The sequence below is a fragment of the Mesoflavibacter sp. CH_XMU1404-2 genome, assembly GCF_037029465.1.
In the GTDB taxonomy this organism is placed as follows: domain Bacteria; phylum Bacteroidota; class Bacteroidia; order Flavobacteriales; family Flavobacteriaceae; genus Mesoflavibacter.
Window position 1 is genome coordinate 213530 of sequence record NZ_JAYMEM010000029.1, and the last position, 16532, is coordinate 230061.

Sequence of the window (16532 nt, forward strand, 5' to 3'; positions counted from 1 at the left end):
CTGAAGTAGATTCCGAATCACACTTCTTCTGCGCTCAGCACAAGCATGAAAAATGATAAAAAAAATTTCATTCTGAGCGATAGCGAAGAATCTTTTTTAAAAGAATACTTAGCATAGATTCTTCAGTTGTTCCTCCTTCTGAATGACAAGTAAAAACAAAAAAAGCCTTTCATTTCTGAAAGGCTTTTACTTTTTGGGTGGAAGATCGGTCTCGAACCGACGACCTCCTGAACCACAATCAGGCGCTCTAACCAACTGAGCTACAACCACCATATAAAATGCATATTAAAATGCGTGTGCAAATGTAGTCTATTTACTAAATATCACAAAAGATTTTTTGAGAATTTTTATACTATTTTAAATCAAAAAGACTATTTACAGCCGCAAAACGCTCAACTGTAAAACCTTCTGCGTATTCACTATTTATTAAACGTCCTAAATCTCTTGCTCTATAAATGATACTATCTGTAAAATTCTTGCTAGAAATTGGCGTTTGAGGCTCATTACTATCAGGATTATAAAATTGTGTTTTGTAAGCTAAAACACTTTTCATTTTTATATCAATAAATTCAGAAACATCAACAACAAAGTCTGGCTCTATATTTTTCCATTGTATGTAATGATAGACTTGTTTTGGTCTCCATTTTTCTTGTGGCTTTCCTTCAATTTCTGTTTCAATTTTTACTAATCCGCTTAAAAAACAGGCATCACTTACTAATTTGCTTCCTTTACCGTGGTCAATATGTCTATCGTCTATAGCGTTGCATAACACGATTTCTGGTTGATATTTGCGTATCATTTTAATAACCTCTAACTGGTGTTGCTTATCATTAGTAAAAAACCCATCTGCAAATCCTAAATTCTCTCTTGCCGCTACGCCAAGTATGTTTTTTGCGTCTTCTGCTTCTGCTTTGCGAGTATATTCTGTACCACGCGTACCAAGTTCGCCTTTTGTTAAATCAACTATAACGACGATTTTGCCATTTGCTGTTTCTTTGGCAATGGTTGCGCCTGCGCCTAATTCTACATCGTCAGGATGCGCTCCAAATGCTAATATATCTGCTTTCATTATTTTATTTTCCACTGTTTTTGCTGGTCTTCATTTAAAAAAGCCCAAGCTACTACTCTACTCTTTTTTTGACCAATTTTAATTGGTAAGGTTTTTATAGTTGTTGCGCCTAATTTGTTTAAGGACGCATACATTGATTTTATATTTTCTTTATTTGAAACTAGTGTTGTATACCAAAAACACTGGTTTTTAAACAAGCTACTTTCGTATAAATAATTGTGTAAAAATGCTTTTTCTCCACCTTTATACCACAGTTCATTTGATATTCCAGAAAAGTTTCTGTTTACACTATTTGTGTCTTGATTTAATCCTTTTGACTTTTTTAATGTGGCTGAATTTGCTTCAGTTTCATCTTTGTAAAAAGGCGGATTACACATAGTTAAGGTAAAGGTATCTGTTTTTGCCAAAATACCTTGAAGTATTTGATTTGGATTGTTTTGAAATCTTGTTGAAATCTTATCCTCTAATTGGTTTTTAGCTATAATTTTTTTGGCTTGTTTAATCGAATTTTTATTAACATCTGTCCCAACAAATTGCCAATTATAAATTGATTGTCCAAGCAAAGGATAAATACAATTTGCGCCCGTACCAATATCTAATACCTGAACGTTTTTATTTAGATTACAAGTTTGCAACAAGTCATTCAAAAGATGAATATAGGCTACACGACTTGGAATTGGCGGTGTTAAATTATTATCATCAAATTGCCAGTAATTAATACCGTAATCTACTTTTAAAATTGCTGTATTTAATGCTCTAACCGCTTTTGCTTCAGAAAAATCTATAGTTAAATTACCATACGTGTTTTTAAAAACAAAAGGTTGAAGTTTTGGATATGTATCTATCAAAACTTCAAAATTGTAGTTGTTTTTATGTTCTTTAGCAGATTTCAAATATTACTTTTTGATACTTTTTAAAGCTTGTTTTATATCTGATTTTAAGTCTTTAATGTTTTCTATACCTACCGAAAAACGTATTAATCCATCACTAATCCCTAAAGTTTTTCTCTGATCTGCTGTTAACAATGAATGTGATGTTTGAGCTGGAGACAACATGGTACTTTCTACACCAGCAAGACTCATCGATGGTTTGATTAATTGTAATGCTTTTTGAAAAGCTTCAGCGTCTAAATGATCTTTCAATTCAAAAGATAACATACCGCCAAAATCTTTCATTTGCGACTTTGCCAATTTATGCTCTGGATGGTCTTTTAAACCAGGATAATAAACCTGCTTTACTTCATCTAACTTATTTAACCATTTAGCCATTTTTAAAGCATTTTTAGATTGTGCTTTAACACGTAAGCCCATAGTTTTCATACTACGCTCTAACATCCAAACGGTAAAATCACTAAGACTTCCACCAAGGTTTTTAGAAACGTTCCATATACGTTCCATGTGTGCTTTGCTACCTGCTACTGCGCCTGCACAAATATCACTATGTCCACCAAAATATTTGGTTGCAGAGTGCATAATAAGATCGATACCAAAATCGGCTGGATTTTGATTTACTGGACTTGCAAACGTATTATCAATGCTAGTTACAATGCCTTTTTTTTGCCCTAATTTGGCAATAGCTTTTATATCTGTAACTGTTAATAATGGATTAGAAGGCGTTTCAATATGAATCAACTTTGTGTTGGGTTGTATTGCTGCTTCAAAGTCTTCAACTCGGTATCCGTTTGTAAAGGTGAACTCTATATTTAGTTTAGGAAATTCTTCTCTTATAAAATTTGTTGTACCACCATAAATGGTGTTTTGTAACACAATATGATCTCCTGCTTTTAAAAATGCTAAAAACATATGACTAATTGCTGCCATACCAGAACCAAAAATCATTGCCGCTTCAGTATGCTCTAAAGCTGCTATTTTTTTTGATAAATATTCTTGATTTGGTGTATTAAAATATCTTGGGTAACGTTTTACATCTACATCTATAAACTCGTAAGAAGATGATAAAAATATAGGTGAAACTGCGCCTTTAAACTGTTTATCTTCTACTTCTCCAACGTGAGAACAAATGGTATTTAATCCTAAGTTTTTGTGTTTCATTTTGTATAGCAATTTTTAAACAACTAAAATACAAAATCTGTCTTTTAATACAGAAAAACTGGTGTCTATAAACCTAGTTAATTTCAGTTTTAACACTGTTTTAACCCAAAAAACAACATTTTTTTTGTATCATAAGGGTTATGGTAACAATAGATAAACAAGAACATACGGACATTTTAGAACAATCAATTAAACACTTAGAATATTTGGGTTTTGAAAATATCAAAGCAGATATTGATGGCTATGAAACACCAATATCTTTTACTAAAAAGAATGGTGAAATAACAGTAACACCTGATATTACTGCCTTTAAAAGAAGTAGAAAATACTACTTTGAGCTAGGTATTAAAAGTAAAAAGCCTAACCTTTTAAAAACAAAGTGGCGTTTAATTGACGTTGTTTCAAGAATGAAAAATAGCCGATTTAAAATTATTACAACAAAAGGTCATTACAGTTTTACTAATAAAATTTTAGACGACCTTAACTTAGATAAAAATCTAATCAAGATTTAAATGAAAGCCTGTATTTGCAGGCTTTTTTATTTTGAATCTGTTTCTGTATTAGATTTTAATAATTCATTTTGTTCTTCCATTAAATCTGAAAGTTTGCTAAGCAATTCTATATCTTTTGGTGTTGTTACAGTTTTATCTTTTGTGTCATGAGAACGTGTTCTTAATCTGTTCATCGCTTTAACTACAATAAACACCGTTAATCCTACGATTAAAAAGTCTAAAAAAGCTTCTAATAATTCACCGTAATAAATAGCAACTTCTTGTGTAGTTACTTCACCTGCAGTATTTGTAATTGCTTCTCTTAAGATATAGCGTTTATTTTGAAAGTTTAATCCGTCTGTCATTAAGGATAATGGCGGCATAAACACCTTTTTAACTAAGACATCAATTACTTTATTGAAAGAGGCACCAATAATGATACCTATTGCCATATCCATCATATTGCCTTTTACGGCAAATTCTTTGAATTCTTTTAAAAATTTCATCTAAAAATTTTAACGTGAAGTTATTTTTTACGGATTTTGTTATAGGCTCTTAACATAAAAAAAGCCCATAACACTACTAAGAAAAACACAATAATAGAAAACCAAAATACAATATTATTTCCCATCGTTTATAAGCTTTATGAAAATCAATATACCAATAAGCATTGGTGCCCAAAGCCCGATAAATATCCCATGCAGTTGATATCCGTTTAGAAATAAGTATTCTGCGACAATGATAATGGCTAAGCAGAGTATTAACATAAATAAATTACCCCAACCTAACTTTTTAATATATTCCATTAACAGTTTTTAATTTTTATGAAGTTAGGGTTAATTATCGAGATAAAAAACTGAAAACCTACTTTTTATAAAACTTGATATATTTTCTATAAGAGAAAACACCTAGTATTGCAATTAATATAGCCGATACGCCAATGTATATTAAACTGATATCTTGTCCTGATTGATAAGAGTGTAAACCAGACAGGTAGAAGTTTACACCAAAATAGGTAAAGATAATACTTCCAATAGCCGCAACAGACCATAAATTAAACGTCCATGTTCCTCTTAAACCAGGTACTAATCGCATGTGTATTACAAAAGCATAAATCATAATACTTATTAAAGCCCAAGTTTCTTTTGGGTCCCATCCCCAATATCTTCCCCAACTTTCATTAGCCCATTGACCGCCTAAAAAGTTACCAATGGTAAGCATAATTAGACCAACGGTTAAAGCCATTTCATTAATATAAGTTAGTTCTTTAATACTTAAATCTAGCTTGGTTTTGTTGTCCTTATTAGTAAATGCCATTAAAAATAAACTAACCAAACCTAAAATAAAACCTAGGGTAAACGGACCATAACTAGCCACAATTACAGCTACGTGTATTTTTAACCAATAACTATTTAATACAGGCTGTAGGTTTGCAATTGCAGGATCCATCCAGCTTAAATGTGCTACCATTAATAATATTGAAACCACAAAAGATGTTGCTGCTATGGTTAGCTCACTTTTTCTACCAAAACCTAATCCAAAAAACATAGTTGCCCAAGCTACATAAATCATAGACTCGTAACCATTACTCCATGGTGCATGACCAGAAATATACCATCTTGCAATTAAACCTAAAGTATGAATAGCAAATAATACTATAATCACTACTTTAAATACTGTTATACTATTTTTTAACCACTTACTATTAATTTTAAAAATCTGCCAAATTAATAAGGCTAACAATATAATTCCTGCCAATAAATAGTAAACAAAAAGTTTTTTAAAGACATCATATTTATTATACAGTACTTCTGCATTAATCTTTGAGTCGCTTGGCATTACCTCAGCACCTACTTTAGATTGCGAGGTTTTAAATGCTTTTAATAGTTTTTCTGGTTGCGAGAAATCACCTGTTTTTTTAGCTTCATTTAAACTGTATAAATACCAATCAAATCCAGCGTTTATAAAACTTCCGTAAGTTGAATCTTGAATTTTCTCGCTATAACCTTCATTTTTATATTCAAAAGGTGAAATCCAAGTATTATTATCATCATTAGGTACAGGAAAAATCTTTAACGACCTTCCTTCTATTGCATTACTTAATAAATTAACGCGGTTGTTAACTTCTATAAATTCTTTTTGAATAGCTGTCTTTACTTGCGTTTCATAAGCTTCTTCAAGTTGTCTATCTAGTTTGTAGTTAAAATCGTCTCCAAAAAAGTCTAATAATTTGGCATAGTTTTGATCTTTACCAATACCAATAATACTTCTTATAGAATCTCCTTTACGTGGTTTTATATAGATAATTGGCACATTGTACCACAGCATTGGACTTTCTTGAATGCTTAAGAAAATTTGATTAGCAGTCATTCCTTCATAATCTTCGTATTTACTTAATTTTCTTAGTAATTCTGAAGCATATGTATCAATAGGCATCATACGACCATCCAAATCTTGAACAACCAATCTTCCATATTCATCGGCGTGAGATTTTGGTGCTACATTTGCCTTTAAAATAGAATCTATTTGCCTTTTTGATGGTGTTTTTGGTACCGTAACTTGATGATTGTGACCATCATCTTCTGTGTGATCAAGGTTGTCTTGAGCTATTCCGCTTAAAGCGAAACACAAGAAAAGTATAGTTAAAAGTTCTGCTTTTTTAGCTTTTACTTTTTCTAAAAGTCGCTTTAAATCTCCAAAACGTGAATTTTTATCAAACATAATTGCCATCAAACCTATGTATAATAAGAAATAACCAATGTAAGTTACCCAAGTTCCCCAAAAATCATGATTAACAGATAGTTTTGTTCCTTTTTCATCTGGATCAAAACCTGCTTGAAAGAAACGATACCCTTTGTGATCTAAAACGTGGTTCATGTAAATATGATAATCAAAATCGCTTTCTTCTTTATCAAAAATTGTCACTTTACTTTCAAAGGTTTGATAAGAATTTTGTGTTCCTGGATATTTTTGAGCGATAAAGTCATTCAACTTTACACTAAATGGTAATTTGTAAACTTTTGCGCCGTATTTGAGGTTAATATCTAAATTATCGATCGTGATTTTTTTGAAAGGATTGTTTGTTCCTTGTCCTCCAATTAAACCAACACGTTTAGTTTTTCCGTTTGCAGTAACATCTAGTATAACACCATCTTCATCAAATTTTAATAATTGAGATTTTTTACCAACGCCTATTTCTCCTTTAATTATTGGATTTGGAACTACAAATTGCATGTCTCCTATAATGTAACGTGAACGTAACATAAATGGTTGAATACTGTCTTTAACAAGTTTTCCTTGACTCATTGTTGCCATTTGCAAATATTCTCCATCAAAAGGAGAATTAATTGTAATTCCGTTTTCGGACTTTGTTAAATTAATAGCACCATCTGTTGGCTTATTTAACGCAAAAAGCACATTATGTATACTTTGTACTTCGCCTTCTTTTAAGAAATGATTGTGTGGTGCACCTTGACCTGCTTCTACTATTTTTAAATAATTTTCGCCATTTTCATTTGGGATTATTGTTTCTTCTGCACCTTTAATAAACTCGACTAACTCAATACTTACCGGTTGATTATTATAAGCTGTATTTAAACTGAAACTATTTTCCATTCTACCAGAAAAATCAACTTCTTCTTCTATTGGTAGACGTTGTGGTACACCATCAATCATATAATCACCATCGATATATGCTGTGATATATGTTTTTTGAGAAAGAAATGCGTTGCTAGTTTCTCCTTCACGTATAGGCATCATGCCTTCAAAACTGTAATATCTTGTTATTCCAGCACCTATAATAATTAATATAAATGCTAGATGTAATAAAAGTGTTGCCCATTTTTCTTTACGTAACAACCTGTATCTTGAAATATTACCTATAAAGTTAACCACAAAAAGTACCATTATGGCTTCAAACCACCATGCATTATAAATTAAATTACGCGTGTAAGGTGTTGGAGATGTATCCATTTTGGCATCTAAAAATGTACCAGTAGCCATAGCGATGGCAAATACAATAAATAATATAGCTGTTAATCGTGTTGAGAATAGAATCTTGCCCAATTTATTTTGCATAGGTAAAGCCTTTTTTTTGCTCGTGCAAAGATAGTTGTTTTTGTTGGTTTAAAATCAGTTTAAATAGTTAAAAAGTTTAACTGTTTTGTTGCCTTGCTTCAAAAATTTTAAGATGAATAAATGTGCCCATTTTTCTTGCTCTTCGTTTAGCTAACTCTGCATTTTCACCTGCAAATAAGTGTTCTATAGTTTCAAACCAAAGATTTAACCAAATACCAAAATGATGTTCTGTAATACTATTATTATTTGCTTGATCTACTTTTACGTGCACTTCCAATGGGTTTCCTATATATTTTTTCTTTAAAGGTTTCCCCATAAACAAGCTACTTTCCCAAAACGTGGTTAAGTGGTCTAAATGTTGATCCCAATTGGTAATAGCTTGATTAAAAATTGGTCCCAAAATAGCGTTTGCTCTTACTTTTTTGTAAAATTGATCTACTAACAAAGCAACATCTTCTCGTGTATTTATATCGTCTTTAATCATTATAACAAAGATACGTTAATGTCCGTTTTTATAGATATTTTCTTATTATTTTTACACCATGATAAAAATAGTTTTGCTTGGCGCAGGAAATGTAGCCACTCATTTATATAAAGCAATTTCTGCTACTGATAACATTAACGTTGTACAATGGTACAATCGTACTTTAAACAATATTTCATTATACAAAAATGAAGTTGGTATTACCGATAATTTAAGCGAATTAGTTGATGCTGATTTATATATTATTTGCGTAAGCGATGATGCAATTGAAACTTTAAGTAACAACCTTCCTTTTGAAAAACGTTTAGTTGTTCATACTTCTGGAAGTGCTAGTTTATATGATATTGATAAAAAACTCTATCGCGGTGTTTTCTATCCGTTGCAAACTTTTAGTAAAGATGTTGCTTTAGATTTTACAACGGTACCAATTTGTATTGAAACATTAAGAAAACAAGATTTTAAACTTTTAAAATCTGTCGGAGAAACGTTAGGCTGTCAAACCTACAAAGTTAATCCAGATCAAAGACCTGCTTTACATTTAGCTGCTGTTTTTGTAAATAATTTCACTAATCAATTGTATAGAGTTGCACATGAAATAACAGAACAACATGGTGCAGAATTTGATATTTTAAAACCATTAATCACAGAAACTGCTAAAAAAGTTCAAGACGTTTCGCCATACAAGGCACAAACTGGTCCTGCTAAACGTAACGACAAAAAAACAATAAAAAGACATTTAAAATTATTAGATAATGAGCATCATGAAGCTATTTATAAACTAATGACCTCATCTATAAAAAAAACACATAATGGAAGATAAAAGCTACAAAGAATACTTACACCAAATCAACACCTTTATTTTTGATGTAGATGGCGTTTTAACTAACGGAATGGTTACTATAACTACTTCTGGCGAAATGATAAGACATATGAATGTTAAAGATGGTTATGCAATCAAACAAGCACTTAATCATGGATTTAATATTTGTATTATATCTGGCGGGACAAACGAAGGTGTTAGATTGCGCTTACAACATTTAGGTATTAAGGATGTTTATTTGGGAGCTCACCAAAAGCTTATTCCTTACAACGAATTTTTAAGCAACAACAACATCAACCCAGAGAATGTGTTATATATGGGTGATGATATACCAGATGTCCCAGTACTTAAACAAGTGGGATTAGCTACTTGTCCACAAGACGCAGTACCGGAAGTTAAAGACATATGTAATTATGTATCACATAAATTAGGTGGCGAAGGTTGCGTACGCGACGTTATACAACAAGTATTAAAAGTACAAGGAAAATGGGACAGCAATTTTGATGCCCAAACATTTTAATTCGACAAAATTAGAATAACAAAAAACTAAAAAACCAACAACTAGTGAATATTATCAACCTAATTAGATATAAAAACTTAATTTTAATTGCATTAGTACAAGTACTTATAAAATATGCTATGTTCCCTGCTTTTAATGTAGACACAACGCTTAGTACTTTTCAATTTATCATTTTGGTTATTTCAACCGTATGTATCGCTGCTGGTGGTTACATTATTAACGATATTTTTGATGTAGAAACAGACGCAATTAATAAACCTAACAAGCAAATAATAGGAAAAACCATTGCAAAAGATAAAGCCTATAATTATTATATGGCATTTACTTTTATTGGCGTTGTTACTGGGTTTTACCTAGCTAACGATGTTAACAGAAGTACCTTTTTTGGCATTTTTGTAGTCATTGCCGCACTACTTTACATTTATGCTTCCTTTTTAAAACCAATGCTACTTGTTGGTAACATTGTAATAAGTGGTCTTGTAGCATTAAGTCTAATTGTTGTTGGTATTTTCGATTTACTACCTACCATAAATATGCAAAACAAGTTTATACAATCTTCGATGTTTGAAGTTATTGTAGATTACGCCGTTTTTGCATTTTTAATCACATTTATTAGAGAAATTGTAAAAGATATTCAAGATATAGATGGCGATTACAACGCGCAGATGAAAACTTTACCTATAGTCTTAGGTAAAAATAGGGCTGCAAAAATTGCTTTTGGGTTAACTATTGCTTCCATTTTAATATTAGCCTATTACTTAAATGCGTATCTTTATATGCAGACCATAGCCATTATTTACTTTTTAATTGCTGTGATAGCGCCTTTAATCTATATTGCTATAAAATTGTTTTCTGCTGAAAACAAAAAAGATTTCAAATTGATTAGCAGATTATTAAAAGTCGTAATGCTATTAGGTATGCTATCTATGGTCGTGTACTATTTTATCATATAATTATGCTGAAAGAAAAACTAAAAGACAGACATATAATATTAGCTTCTGGATCACCAAGAAGACAACAGTTTTTTAGAGACTTAGGATTAGATTTTGAAGTCCGATTAAAAGACACTAAAGAAGATTACCCTAATCGCTTAATGCATTTTGAAATTAGCGACTATCTTGCGCAATTAAAGTCTTTACCTTTTTTAGACGAACTTAAAGATCATGAAATACTAGTAACCAGCGATACCATTGTTTGGCATAAAGGCGTAGCATTAGGCAAACCTAGAAACAACGACGAAGCATTTGCTATGCTTAAATCTTTAAGTGATAATACGCACGAAGTGATTACATCTGTATGTGTACGTACAAAAATCTTTCAAAAAACGGTAAATGCAACCACAAAAGTGACGTTTAAAGCGTTTACAGATGAAGAAATCTGGCATTACATAAAAACCTATTCACCATTAGACAAAGCTGGTGCTTACGGCATACAAGAATGGATTGGACAAATTGGCGTAACCAGTATTGAAGGCTCGTTTTTTAATGTCGTTGGCATGCCAACTCACCTTGTTTACAAAACGTTAAATACCATTGCAGAAGAGTTTTAGAATTGTAAATTTATAGTACAATTTCTTACAACCATGCGATTAAAACTAACCACAATTCTACTTTTTTGTATTTTTATTTTTGCTTGCAAAGAACAAAAACAAACTACAGATTCACCTAAAAAAATTACAACTAAAAAAGAAGAAAAAAAGCTACCGCCAGCCTATAAACCTAACCACCAATTTAAAGACTATTGGTATGCTGGAAAAGCCGAAATCACTTCTTACAAACTAGAACAAGCGCGCTATGGCGAATTACGAGACGGAAAAGCTGTTTTAGTCTACGTCACAGAACCTTTTTTACCAAAAGTTCAAGTAAAAGCAGACCAGAAAAACCCTAAAAATGTTAGCGTATTAAAGTTGAATGCTACAAAAAAATTCAACACTGGTATTTATCCTTACAGCATTATGCAAAGCACATTTTATCCCGTTGCAAACAATCAACATGCCTTAAAAGTTAGTGCTTCTATACAAGAATGGTGCGGACAAGTATACACGCAAATTAATAACAGAGAGCAATTTGAAGTTACATCACATTCTTATTTTGAAGGTGAAGCAGACCAAAATTTCAACTTAGAAAAAGCTGTTTTAGAAAACGAAATTTGGACGCAACTTCGCATTAACCCTAGCAGTCTTCCTATTGGTGATTTTAATATTATTCCAAGCTTAGAATACATTCGTTTAAAACATAAACCTTTAAAAGTTTATAAGGCTTTCGCAGAAATTTCTGAAGGAAAATACACGCTTTCAATTGAAGAATTAAATAAAACTCTAACCATTAACTTCGAAAATAATTTCCCTTTCACCATCACGAGTTGGGAAGAAACTATTGACGGATTAACCACTAAAGCCACAAAACTTAAAACCATTAATTCAGCCTATTGGAATCAAAACAGTAATGCTAATAGTGATTTGAGAAAAACGCTTGAATTATAATAACAGTAAAGGTTTTGTATCTATCTTTGCTTTAAAAATCAACTTACATGTTTCAACATATAGAACAAGAACTTATAAGATCAGCTATTTTACTGGCTATATTTTTATTAATTCGATTTATACTAAAAATTTCAATTAGAAAAATTGGACAAAAAAGTGGTATAAATGATGCGCGTATTAACTTAATTTCAAGATACACCTCATTTACACTTTTACTAATATTTATGCTATTTGTAGCTTATATTTTTGGCGCTACTTTAGAGAATTTAACTCTGGTTTTTTCGTCGGTATTTGCTGTAATTGGTATTGGTTTGTTTGCCATTTGGTCTATTTTAAGCAATATTACTTCAGGAATTATCATGTTTTTCTCTTTTCCTTATAAGGTTGGAGATAAAATTAAAATTCATGATAGCGACAGTCCAATAGTTGCTGTTATTGAAGATATACGTGCGTTTCACCTTCATTTAAGATTAGATAACGGAGATTTAGTGACCTATCCAAACAATTTAATTTTACAAAAAGCTGTAACTTTAGTTCAGAAAGATGCAATTGAAGACTTTGGAGATTTTCACTAATTATGCTTAAAAGAAAACAAAAAAAACGTACTCAAAATTACAAAAAGCACTTAGGTCAAATACCTGGTGCATTAGTCTATACAGGTAAAAAGGAAGATGTAAAACTGCATCTTCATTCTTTTGATTACACCGATGAAGATGTGCATGAAAAGGACCTTTCTAGCATAGAAGAAGCGTTTGTTTTTAAGGATACAGAATCTGTAACTTGGATAAACCTAAATGGTCTTAATAACATAAATGAAATTGAAACTATTGGTAAATACTACCAACTTCACCCATTATTATTAGAAGATATTGTAAATACATCGCAACGTCCTAAAATTGACGAGTATAAAGACTACATGTTTATCGTACTAAAAATGATGTATTATGATGATGAAGAAACCATAGTATCAGAACAAGTTAGTTTTGTTTTAGGCAAAAACTACGTACTGACTTTTCAAGAAGCAGAAGGCGATGTTTTTGATGGTGTACGTGACAGAATAAGACATAAAAAAGGACGCATTCGTACAGAAGGCGCAGACTATTTGCTATACGCATTAATAGATGCTATTGTTGACCATTACTATGCTATTATAGAAACAATGGGAAACAAAATTGAAGATTTGGAGGACGAGCTTTTTAATGGAATTTCTCAAGAAGAAATCTCTCAACAAATACAAAATTTAAAGCGCGAAGTTTTAAAAGTACGACGTGCTATTTTTCCGCTTCGCGAAATTATTGGTCGTATAGAAAAAGACCCAAATAATTTAATTGAAGAACAAACAACACATTTTTTTAGAGACGTTTACGACCACATTATACAAGTCACCGAAAACTTAGATATTTATCGCGAAATGATTTGGAGTTTAATGGATATGTACATGACAACCATTAGCAATAAAATGAACGAAGTAATGAAGGTCTTAACCATTATCGCTACCATTTTTATTCCATTAACCTTTATTGCTGGTATCTACGGGATGAATTTTGTTAACATGCCAGAACTGCAATACAAATATGGTTATTATGTGGTTTGGGCTGTAATGATTCTTATTTTCTTAGCCATGTTGTACTACTTTAAACGTAAAAAGTGGCTATAGTTAGTGGTTAGTAGTTAGCAGTTAGCAGTTAGCAGTTAGTAGTTAGCAGTTAGCAGTTAGCAGTTAGCAGTTAGTAGTTAGCAGTTAGCAGTTAGCAGTTAGCAGTTAGCAGTTAGCAGTTAGCAGTTAGCAAACGTAAATCATTTGTGACAATTCGTTTAATTCGTGTCAAAAAAATCAAGATTACAGAAATAACAATTAGCATCAATTCATAAAATTTACATCCTAAAAATAAAGTTAAAAAAGGCTTAAAACATCCATTCCGCCAAGGCTATTATGTATATTTACCACAAACATAATTAACCTTAAACATGCTAAAAAAACTAGCTTCGCTCCTATTTATTTTTGTATTGGCTTTACCTTTACAAGCACAACAACCCAAAAAACTTAACGCATCACAAATTCACGACGCTGTAAAAAAACTTAACTTTTTAGGTACTGTTTTATATGTGGCAGCACATCCGGATGATGAGAATACACGCCTAATTTCTTACATGTCTAACCAAGTAAAAGCTCGTACAGCTTACCTATCGCTAACTCGTGGTGATGGCGGACAAAACCTTATTGGTCCAGAAATTAGAGAATTATTAGGTGTTATTCGTACACAAGAATTATTAGCCGCAAGAAGCGTAGATGGTGGCGAGCAACGTTTTAGTAGAGCAAATGATTTTGGCTACTCAAAACATCCTGAAGAAACTTTAGATATTTGGAACAAAGACCAAGTGTTAAGCGATGTGATTTTAGCCATCAGACAGTTTAAACCAGATATTATCATCAACCGCTTTGACCATCGTACACCAGGTTCTACACATGGGCATCATACAACATCTGCTATGTTAAGTGTAGAGGCTTTTGATTTAGCAAACAACCCAAATATATTTCCCGAACAAGCAAAAAATTACGGAACTTGGCAACCAAAACGTCAATTTTTTAATACTAGTTGGTGGTTTTACGGTAGTGAAGAAAACTTTGAAAAAGCAGACAAAAGCAAGCTTTTAAATTTTGATATTGGCGTGTATTATCCGTCAAAAGGTTTATCTAATAACGAAATTGCTGCACTTGCAAGAAGCAAACATTTATGTCAAGGGTTTGGTAGTTTAACTTCTAGAGGAACACAAGAAGAATATATCGAGTTGATTAACGGCGATTTGCCAAAAGACAAAACCAACCTATTTGAAGGTATTGACACGACTTGGAATCGTGTTAAAGACGGAAAAACTATTGGTGATATTTTAAAAAATGTAGAAGCAAATTTCAATTTTGAAAACCCTTCAACACATGTTAAAGACTTATTATTAGCAAGACAATTAATTCAGCAATTAGATAATGAGTACTGGAAAAACTACAAAACTCAAGAAATTGATGCCATTATTGAAGCCTGTTTGGGTCTATATTTAGAAGCATCTGCTAGTACGCCAACCGCATCACCTGGAGAAACTATCACAGTAAATCTTGAAGCTGTAAACCGTAGTGCAATTAATATGGAATTAGTGTCTTATCACATTTCTACAAACAAAATCGCGACTTTAAAAGCGCTTCCTTTAAAAAACAATGACAAGCAAAATTTAGAACAATCACTTACTATTCCTAAAGATATGCAACCGTCATCACCATATTGGCTGAATAAAAAAGGAACTTTAGGCATGTATAAAGTTGAAGATAAAAGCTTAATAGGAAAGCCTGAAACACCAAGACCAATTAGTGTTACTTTCAATTTAACGATTAATAATCAACCATTTTCTGTGACTAAAGATGTAGTGTATCGTCACTCAAAACCTGAAAAAGGCGAATTATATCGTCCGTTTGAAATCATTCCTGAAGCATCTGCAAAAATTTCAGAAAAAGTCATCATTTTTGATAATGACCAACAAAAAGATATTTCGGTAATTGTTAAAGCTGGTCGTGATAATTTAGACGGTTTTGTACAAATAGCGCATCCAAATGGTTGGTCTGTTTTTCCTGAAAAACAAAAAGTAGATATCAAATATAAAGGTGAAACACAAACCTTAATTTTTACTGTAATTCCTCCAAAAAATCAAAGCGAAGGATTAATGACGCCAATGGTTCATGTTGGTGAAGATGTTTACACCAGAGAATTAGTTGAAATTGATTACGAACACATTCCTTATCAAACCGTTGTGCTTCCAAGCGAAAGTAAAGTAGTACGTTTAGATATTAAAAAACGAGGTGAAAACATTGCTTATATTGAAGGTGCTGGAGACGTTGTACCAGAAAGTTTAAGACAGATTGGTTACAATGTCATGGTTTTAAAACCAGAAGACATCACTGCTGAAACATTTAGCGCTTTTGATGCTGTAGTTGTTGGTATTAGAGCCTACAATATAAATGAAGAACTAAAATTTAAACAGCAAATTTTATTCGATTTTGTAGAAAATGGCGGTAATATGATTGTACAATACAACACTAATCGCGGTTTAAAAGTGAATCATTTAGCGCCTTTTGATTTAAAAGTATCCAGAGATCGTGTTACTGATGAGAATGCAGAAGTCACGCTTCTAGCAAAAGATCATCCTGTGTTAAATTATCCAAACCAAATTACCAAAGCAGATTTTGAAGGTTGGACGCAAGAACGTGGTTTGTACTTTCCTGACAAATGGTCTAGCGAATTTACACCTATTCTATCTATGCATGATAAAGGTGAAACCGCAAAACAAGGAAGTTTATTAGTCGCTAAACACGGTAAAGGTCATTATATTTATACAGGTCTTAGCTTTTTTAGAGAATTTCCGGCAGGTGTTTCTGGTGCCTACCGATTATTTGCAAATATGCTAAGTATTGGAAAAGACAATTTAGATAATAAAGAACAGTTTAGAAATTAAATTGTCTCCTCGAGCGCAGTCTAGAGGTTAAAAACTTTTTA

15 protein-coding genes and 1 tRNA gene are annotated in these 16532 nt (G+C 31.9%); 9 read left to right on the top strand and 7 right to left on the bottom strand.

All coding sequences use genetic code 11. The features are described 5' to 3' along the window. Positions 1-195 precede the first annotated feature (195 nt). The 4 genes from WA327_RS13480 to WA327_RS13495 form a co-directional block, all read right to left on the bottom strand. A tRNA-His gene (locus tag WA327_RS13480) sits at positions 196-271 on the bottom strand. Positions 272-352: 81 nt separating this feature from the next. Next, a complete protein-coding gene (bshB1, locus tag WA327_RS13485) occupies positions 353-1069 on the bottom strand; it encodes a bacillithiol biosynthesis deacetylase BshB1 (RefSeq protein WP_336070570.1) in 717 nt (238 codons plus the stop codon). Beyond that, on the bottom strand, positions 1069-1962 hold the full coding sequence (rlmF, locus tag WA327_RS13490; RefSeq protein ID WP_336070572.1) for a 23S rRNA (adenine(1618)-N(6))-methyltransferase RlmF: 894 nt from the start codon (positions 1960-1962) through the stop codon (positions 1069-1071). Before rlmF ends, bshB1 begins: the two co-directional genes overlap by 1 nt. A gap of 3 nt (positions 1963-1965) precedes the next feature. Continuing rightward, a complete protein-coding gene (locus WA327_RS13495; RefSeq protein WP_336070574.1) occupies positions 1966-3120 on the bottom strand; it encodes an aminotransferase class I/II-fold pyridoxal phosphate-dependent enzyme in 1155 nt (384 codons plus the stop codon). A gap of 140 nt (positions 3121-3260) precedes the next feature. Between WA327_RS13495 and WA327_RS13500 the strand changes: the two genes are divergently transcribed. After that, positions 3261-3632 carry a hypothetical protein gene (locus WA327_RS13500; protein WP_336070575.1) on the top strand — a complete coding sequence of 124 codons (372 nt, stop codon included), beginning with the start codon at positions 3261-3263 and terminating at the stop codon, positions 3630-3632. Positions 3633-3658: 26 nt separating this feature from the next. Here WA327_RS13500 and mscL read toward each other — a convergent pair whose 3' ends face one another. The 3 genes from mscL to WA327_RS13515 all read right to left on the bottom strand — a co-directional run bounded on the left by mscL (position 3659) and on the right by WA327_RS13515 (position 8172). Beyond that, positions 3659-4117: a large conductance mechanosensitive channel protein MscL gene (mscL, locus tag WA327_RS13505; protein WP_336070577.1), complete on the bottom strand. Its 459-nt coding sequence runs from the start codon at positions 4115-4117 to the stop codon at positions 3659-3661. A gap of 358 nt (positions 4118-4475) precedes the next feature. Next, complete coding sequence (ccsA, locus tag WA327_RS13510; protein ID WP_336070580.1) at positions 4476-7688, bottom strand: cytochrome c biogenesis protein CcsA; 3213 nt, start codon at positions 7686-7688, stop codon at positions 4476-4478. A 76-nt stretch (positions 7689-7764) separates the two neighbouring features. Next, a complete protein-coding gene (locus tag WA327_RS13515) occupies positions 7765-8172 on the bottom strand; it encodes a group III truncated hemoglobin (protein WP_336070582.1) in 408 nt (135 codons plus the stop codon). A gap of 58 nt (positions 8173-8230) precedes the next feature. Between WA327_RS13515 and WA327_RS13520 the strand changes: the two genes are divergently transcribed. The 8 genes from WA327_RS13520 (at position 8231) to WA327_RS13555 (ending at position 16491) form a co-directional block, all read left to right on the top strand. Then, a complete protein-coding gene (locus WA327_RS13520; protein WP_336070584.1) occupies positions 8231-8992 on the top strand; it encodes a DUF2520 domain-containing protein in 762 nt (253 codons plus the stop codon). Beyond that, a complete protein-coding gene (locus WA327_RS13525; RefSeq protein ID WP_336070586.1) occupies positions 8982-9512 on the top strand; it encodes an HAD-IIIA family hydrolase in 531 nt (176 codons plus the stop codon). Before WA327_RS13520 ends, WA327_RS13525 begins: the two co-directional genes overlap by 11 nt. Positions 9513-9556: 44 nt before the next feature. Continuing rightward, positions 9557-10465 (top strand): geranylgeranylglycerol-phosphate geranylgeranyltransferase, encoded by a 909-nt coding sequence (locus tag WA327_RS13530; protein ID WP_336070588.1) that lies wholly within the window; start codon positions 9557-9559, stop codon positions 10463-10465. 2 nt (positions 10466-10467) lie between these two features. Next, entirely contained in the window at positions 10468-11061 is a 594-nt protein-coding gene (locus tag WA327_RS13535; protein WP_027879712.1) for a Maf family nucleotide pyrophosphatase, read from the top strand. Between the two features lie 33 nt (positions 11062-11094). After that, positions 11095-11994, top strand: a complete 900-nt coding sequence (locus WA327_RS13540) for a septum formation inhibitor Maf (RefSeq protein ID WP_336070591.1) — start codon at positions 11095-11097, stop codon at positions 11992-11994. Positions 11995-12041: 47 nt separating this feature from the next. Beyond that, a complete protein-coding gene (locus tag WA327_RS13545; RefSeq protein WP_336070592.1) occupies positions 12042-12569 on the top strand; it encodes a mechanosensitive ion channel family protein in 528 nt (175 codons plus the stop codon). Between the two features lie 2 nt (positions 12570-12571). Continuing rightward, positions 12572-13651 carry a magnesium/cobalt transporter CorA gene (gene corA, locus WA327_RS13550; protein ID WP_336070593.1) on the top strand — a complete coding sequence of 360 codons (1080 nt, stop codon included), beginning with the start codon at positions 12572-12574 and terminating at the stop codon, positions 13649-13651. A 311-nt stretch (positions 13652-13962) separates the two neighbouring features. After that, the gene (locus WA327_RS13555) at positions 13963-16491 is read left to right on the top strand and encodes a PIG-L family deacetylase (RefSeq protein ID WP_336070595.1); all 2529 of its coding nucleotides are present in this window, start codon (positions 13963-13965) and stop codon (positions 16489-16491) included. Positions 16492-16532: the final 41 nt, after the last annotated feature.

Coding starts and splice junctions, on each gene's coding strand:
- WA327_RS13500 (WP_336070575.1), top strand. CDS start 3,261: ATGGTAACAATAGATAAACAAGAACATACGGACATTTTAGAACAATCA.
- WA327_RS13515 (WP_336070582.1), bottom strand. CDS start 8,172: ATGATTAAAGACGATATAAATACACGAGAAGATGTTGCTTTGTTAGTA.
- WA327_RS13535 (WP_027879712.1), top strand. CDS start 10,468: ATGCTGAAAGAAAAACTAAAAGACAGACATATAATATTAGCTTCTGGA.
- WA327_RS13495 (WP_336070574.1), bottom strand. CDS start 3,120: ATGAAACACAAAAACTTAGGATTAAATACCATTTGTTCTCACGTTGGA.
- mscL (WP_336070577.1), bottom strand. CDS start 4,117: ATGAAATTTTTAAAAGAATTCAAAGAATTTGCCGTAAAAGGCAATATG.
- ccsA (WP_336070580.1), bottom strand. CDS start 7,688: ATGCAAAATAAATTGGGCAAGATTCTATTCTCAACACGATTAACAGCT.
- WA327_RS13540 (WP_336070591.1), top strand. CDS start 11,095: ATGCGATTAAAACTAACCACAATTCTACTTTTTTGTATTTTTATTTTT.
- corA (WP_336070593.1), top strand. CDS start 12,572: ATGCTTAAAAGAAAACAAAAAAAACGTACTCAAAATTACAAAAAGCAC.
- WA327_RS13545 (WP_336070592.1), top strand. CDS start 12,042: ATGTTTCAACATATAGAACAAGAACTTATAAGATCAGCTATTTTACTG.
- WA327_RS13520 (WP_336070584.1), top strand. CDS start 8,231: ATGATAAAAATAGTTTTGCTTGGCGCAGGAAATGTAGCCACTCATTTA.
- WA327_RS13555 (WP_336070595.1), top strand. CDS start 13,963: ATGCTAAAAAAACTAGCTTCGCTCCTATTTATTTTTGTATTGGCTTTA.
- bshB1 (WP_336070570.1), bottom strand. CDS start 1,069: ATGAAAGCAGATATATTAGCATTTGGAGCGCATCCTGACGATGTAGAA.
- WA327_RS13525 (WP_336070586.1), top strand. CDS start 8,982: ATGGAAGATAAAAGCTACAAAGAATACTTACACCAAATCAACACCTTT.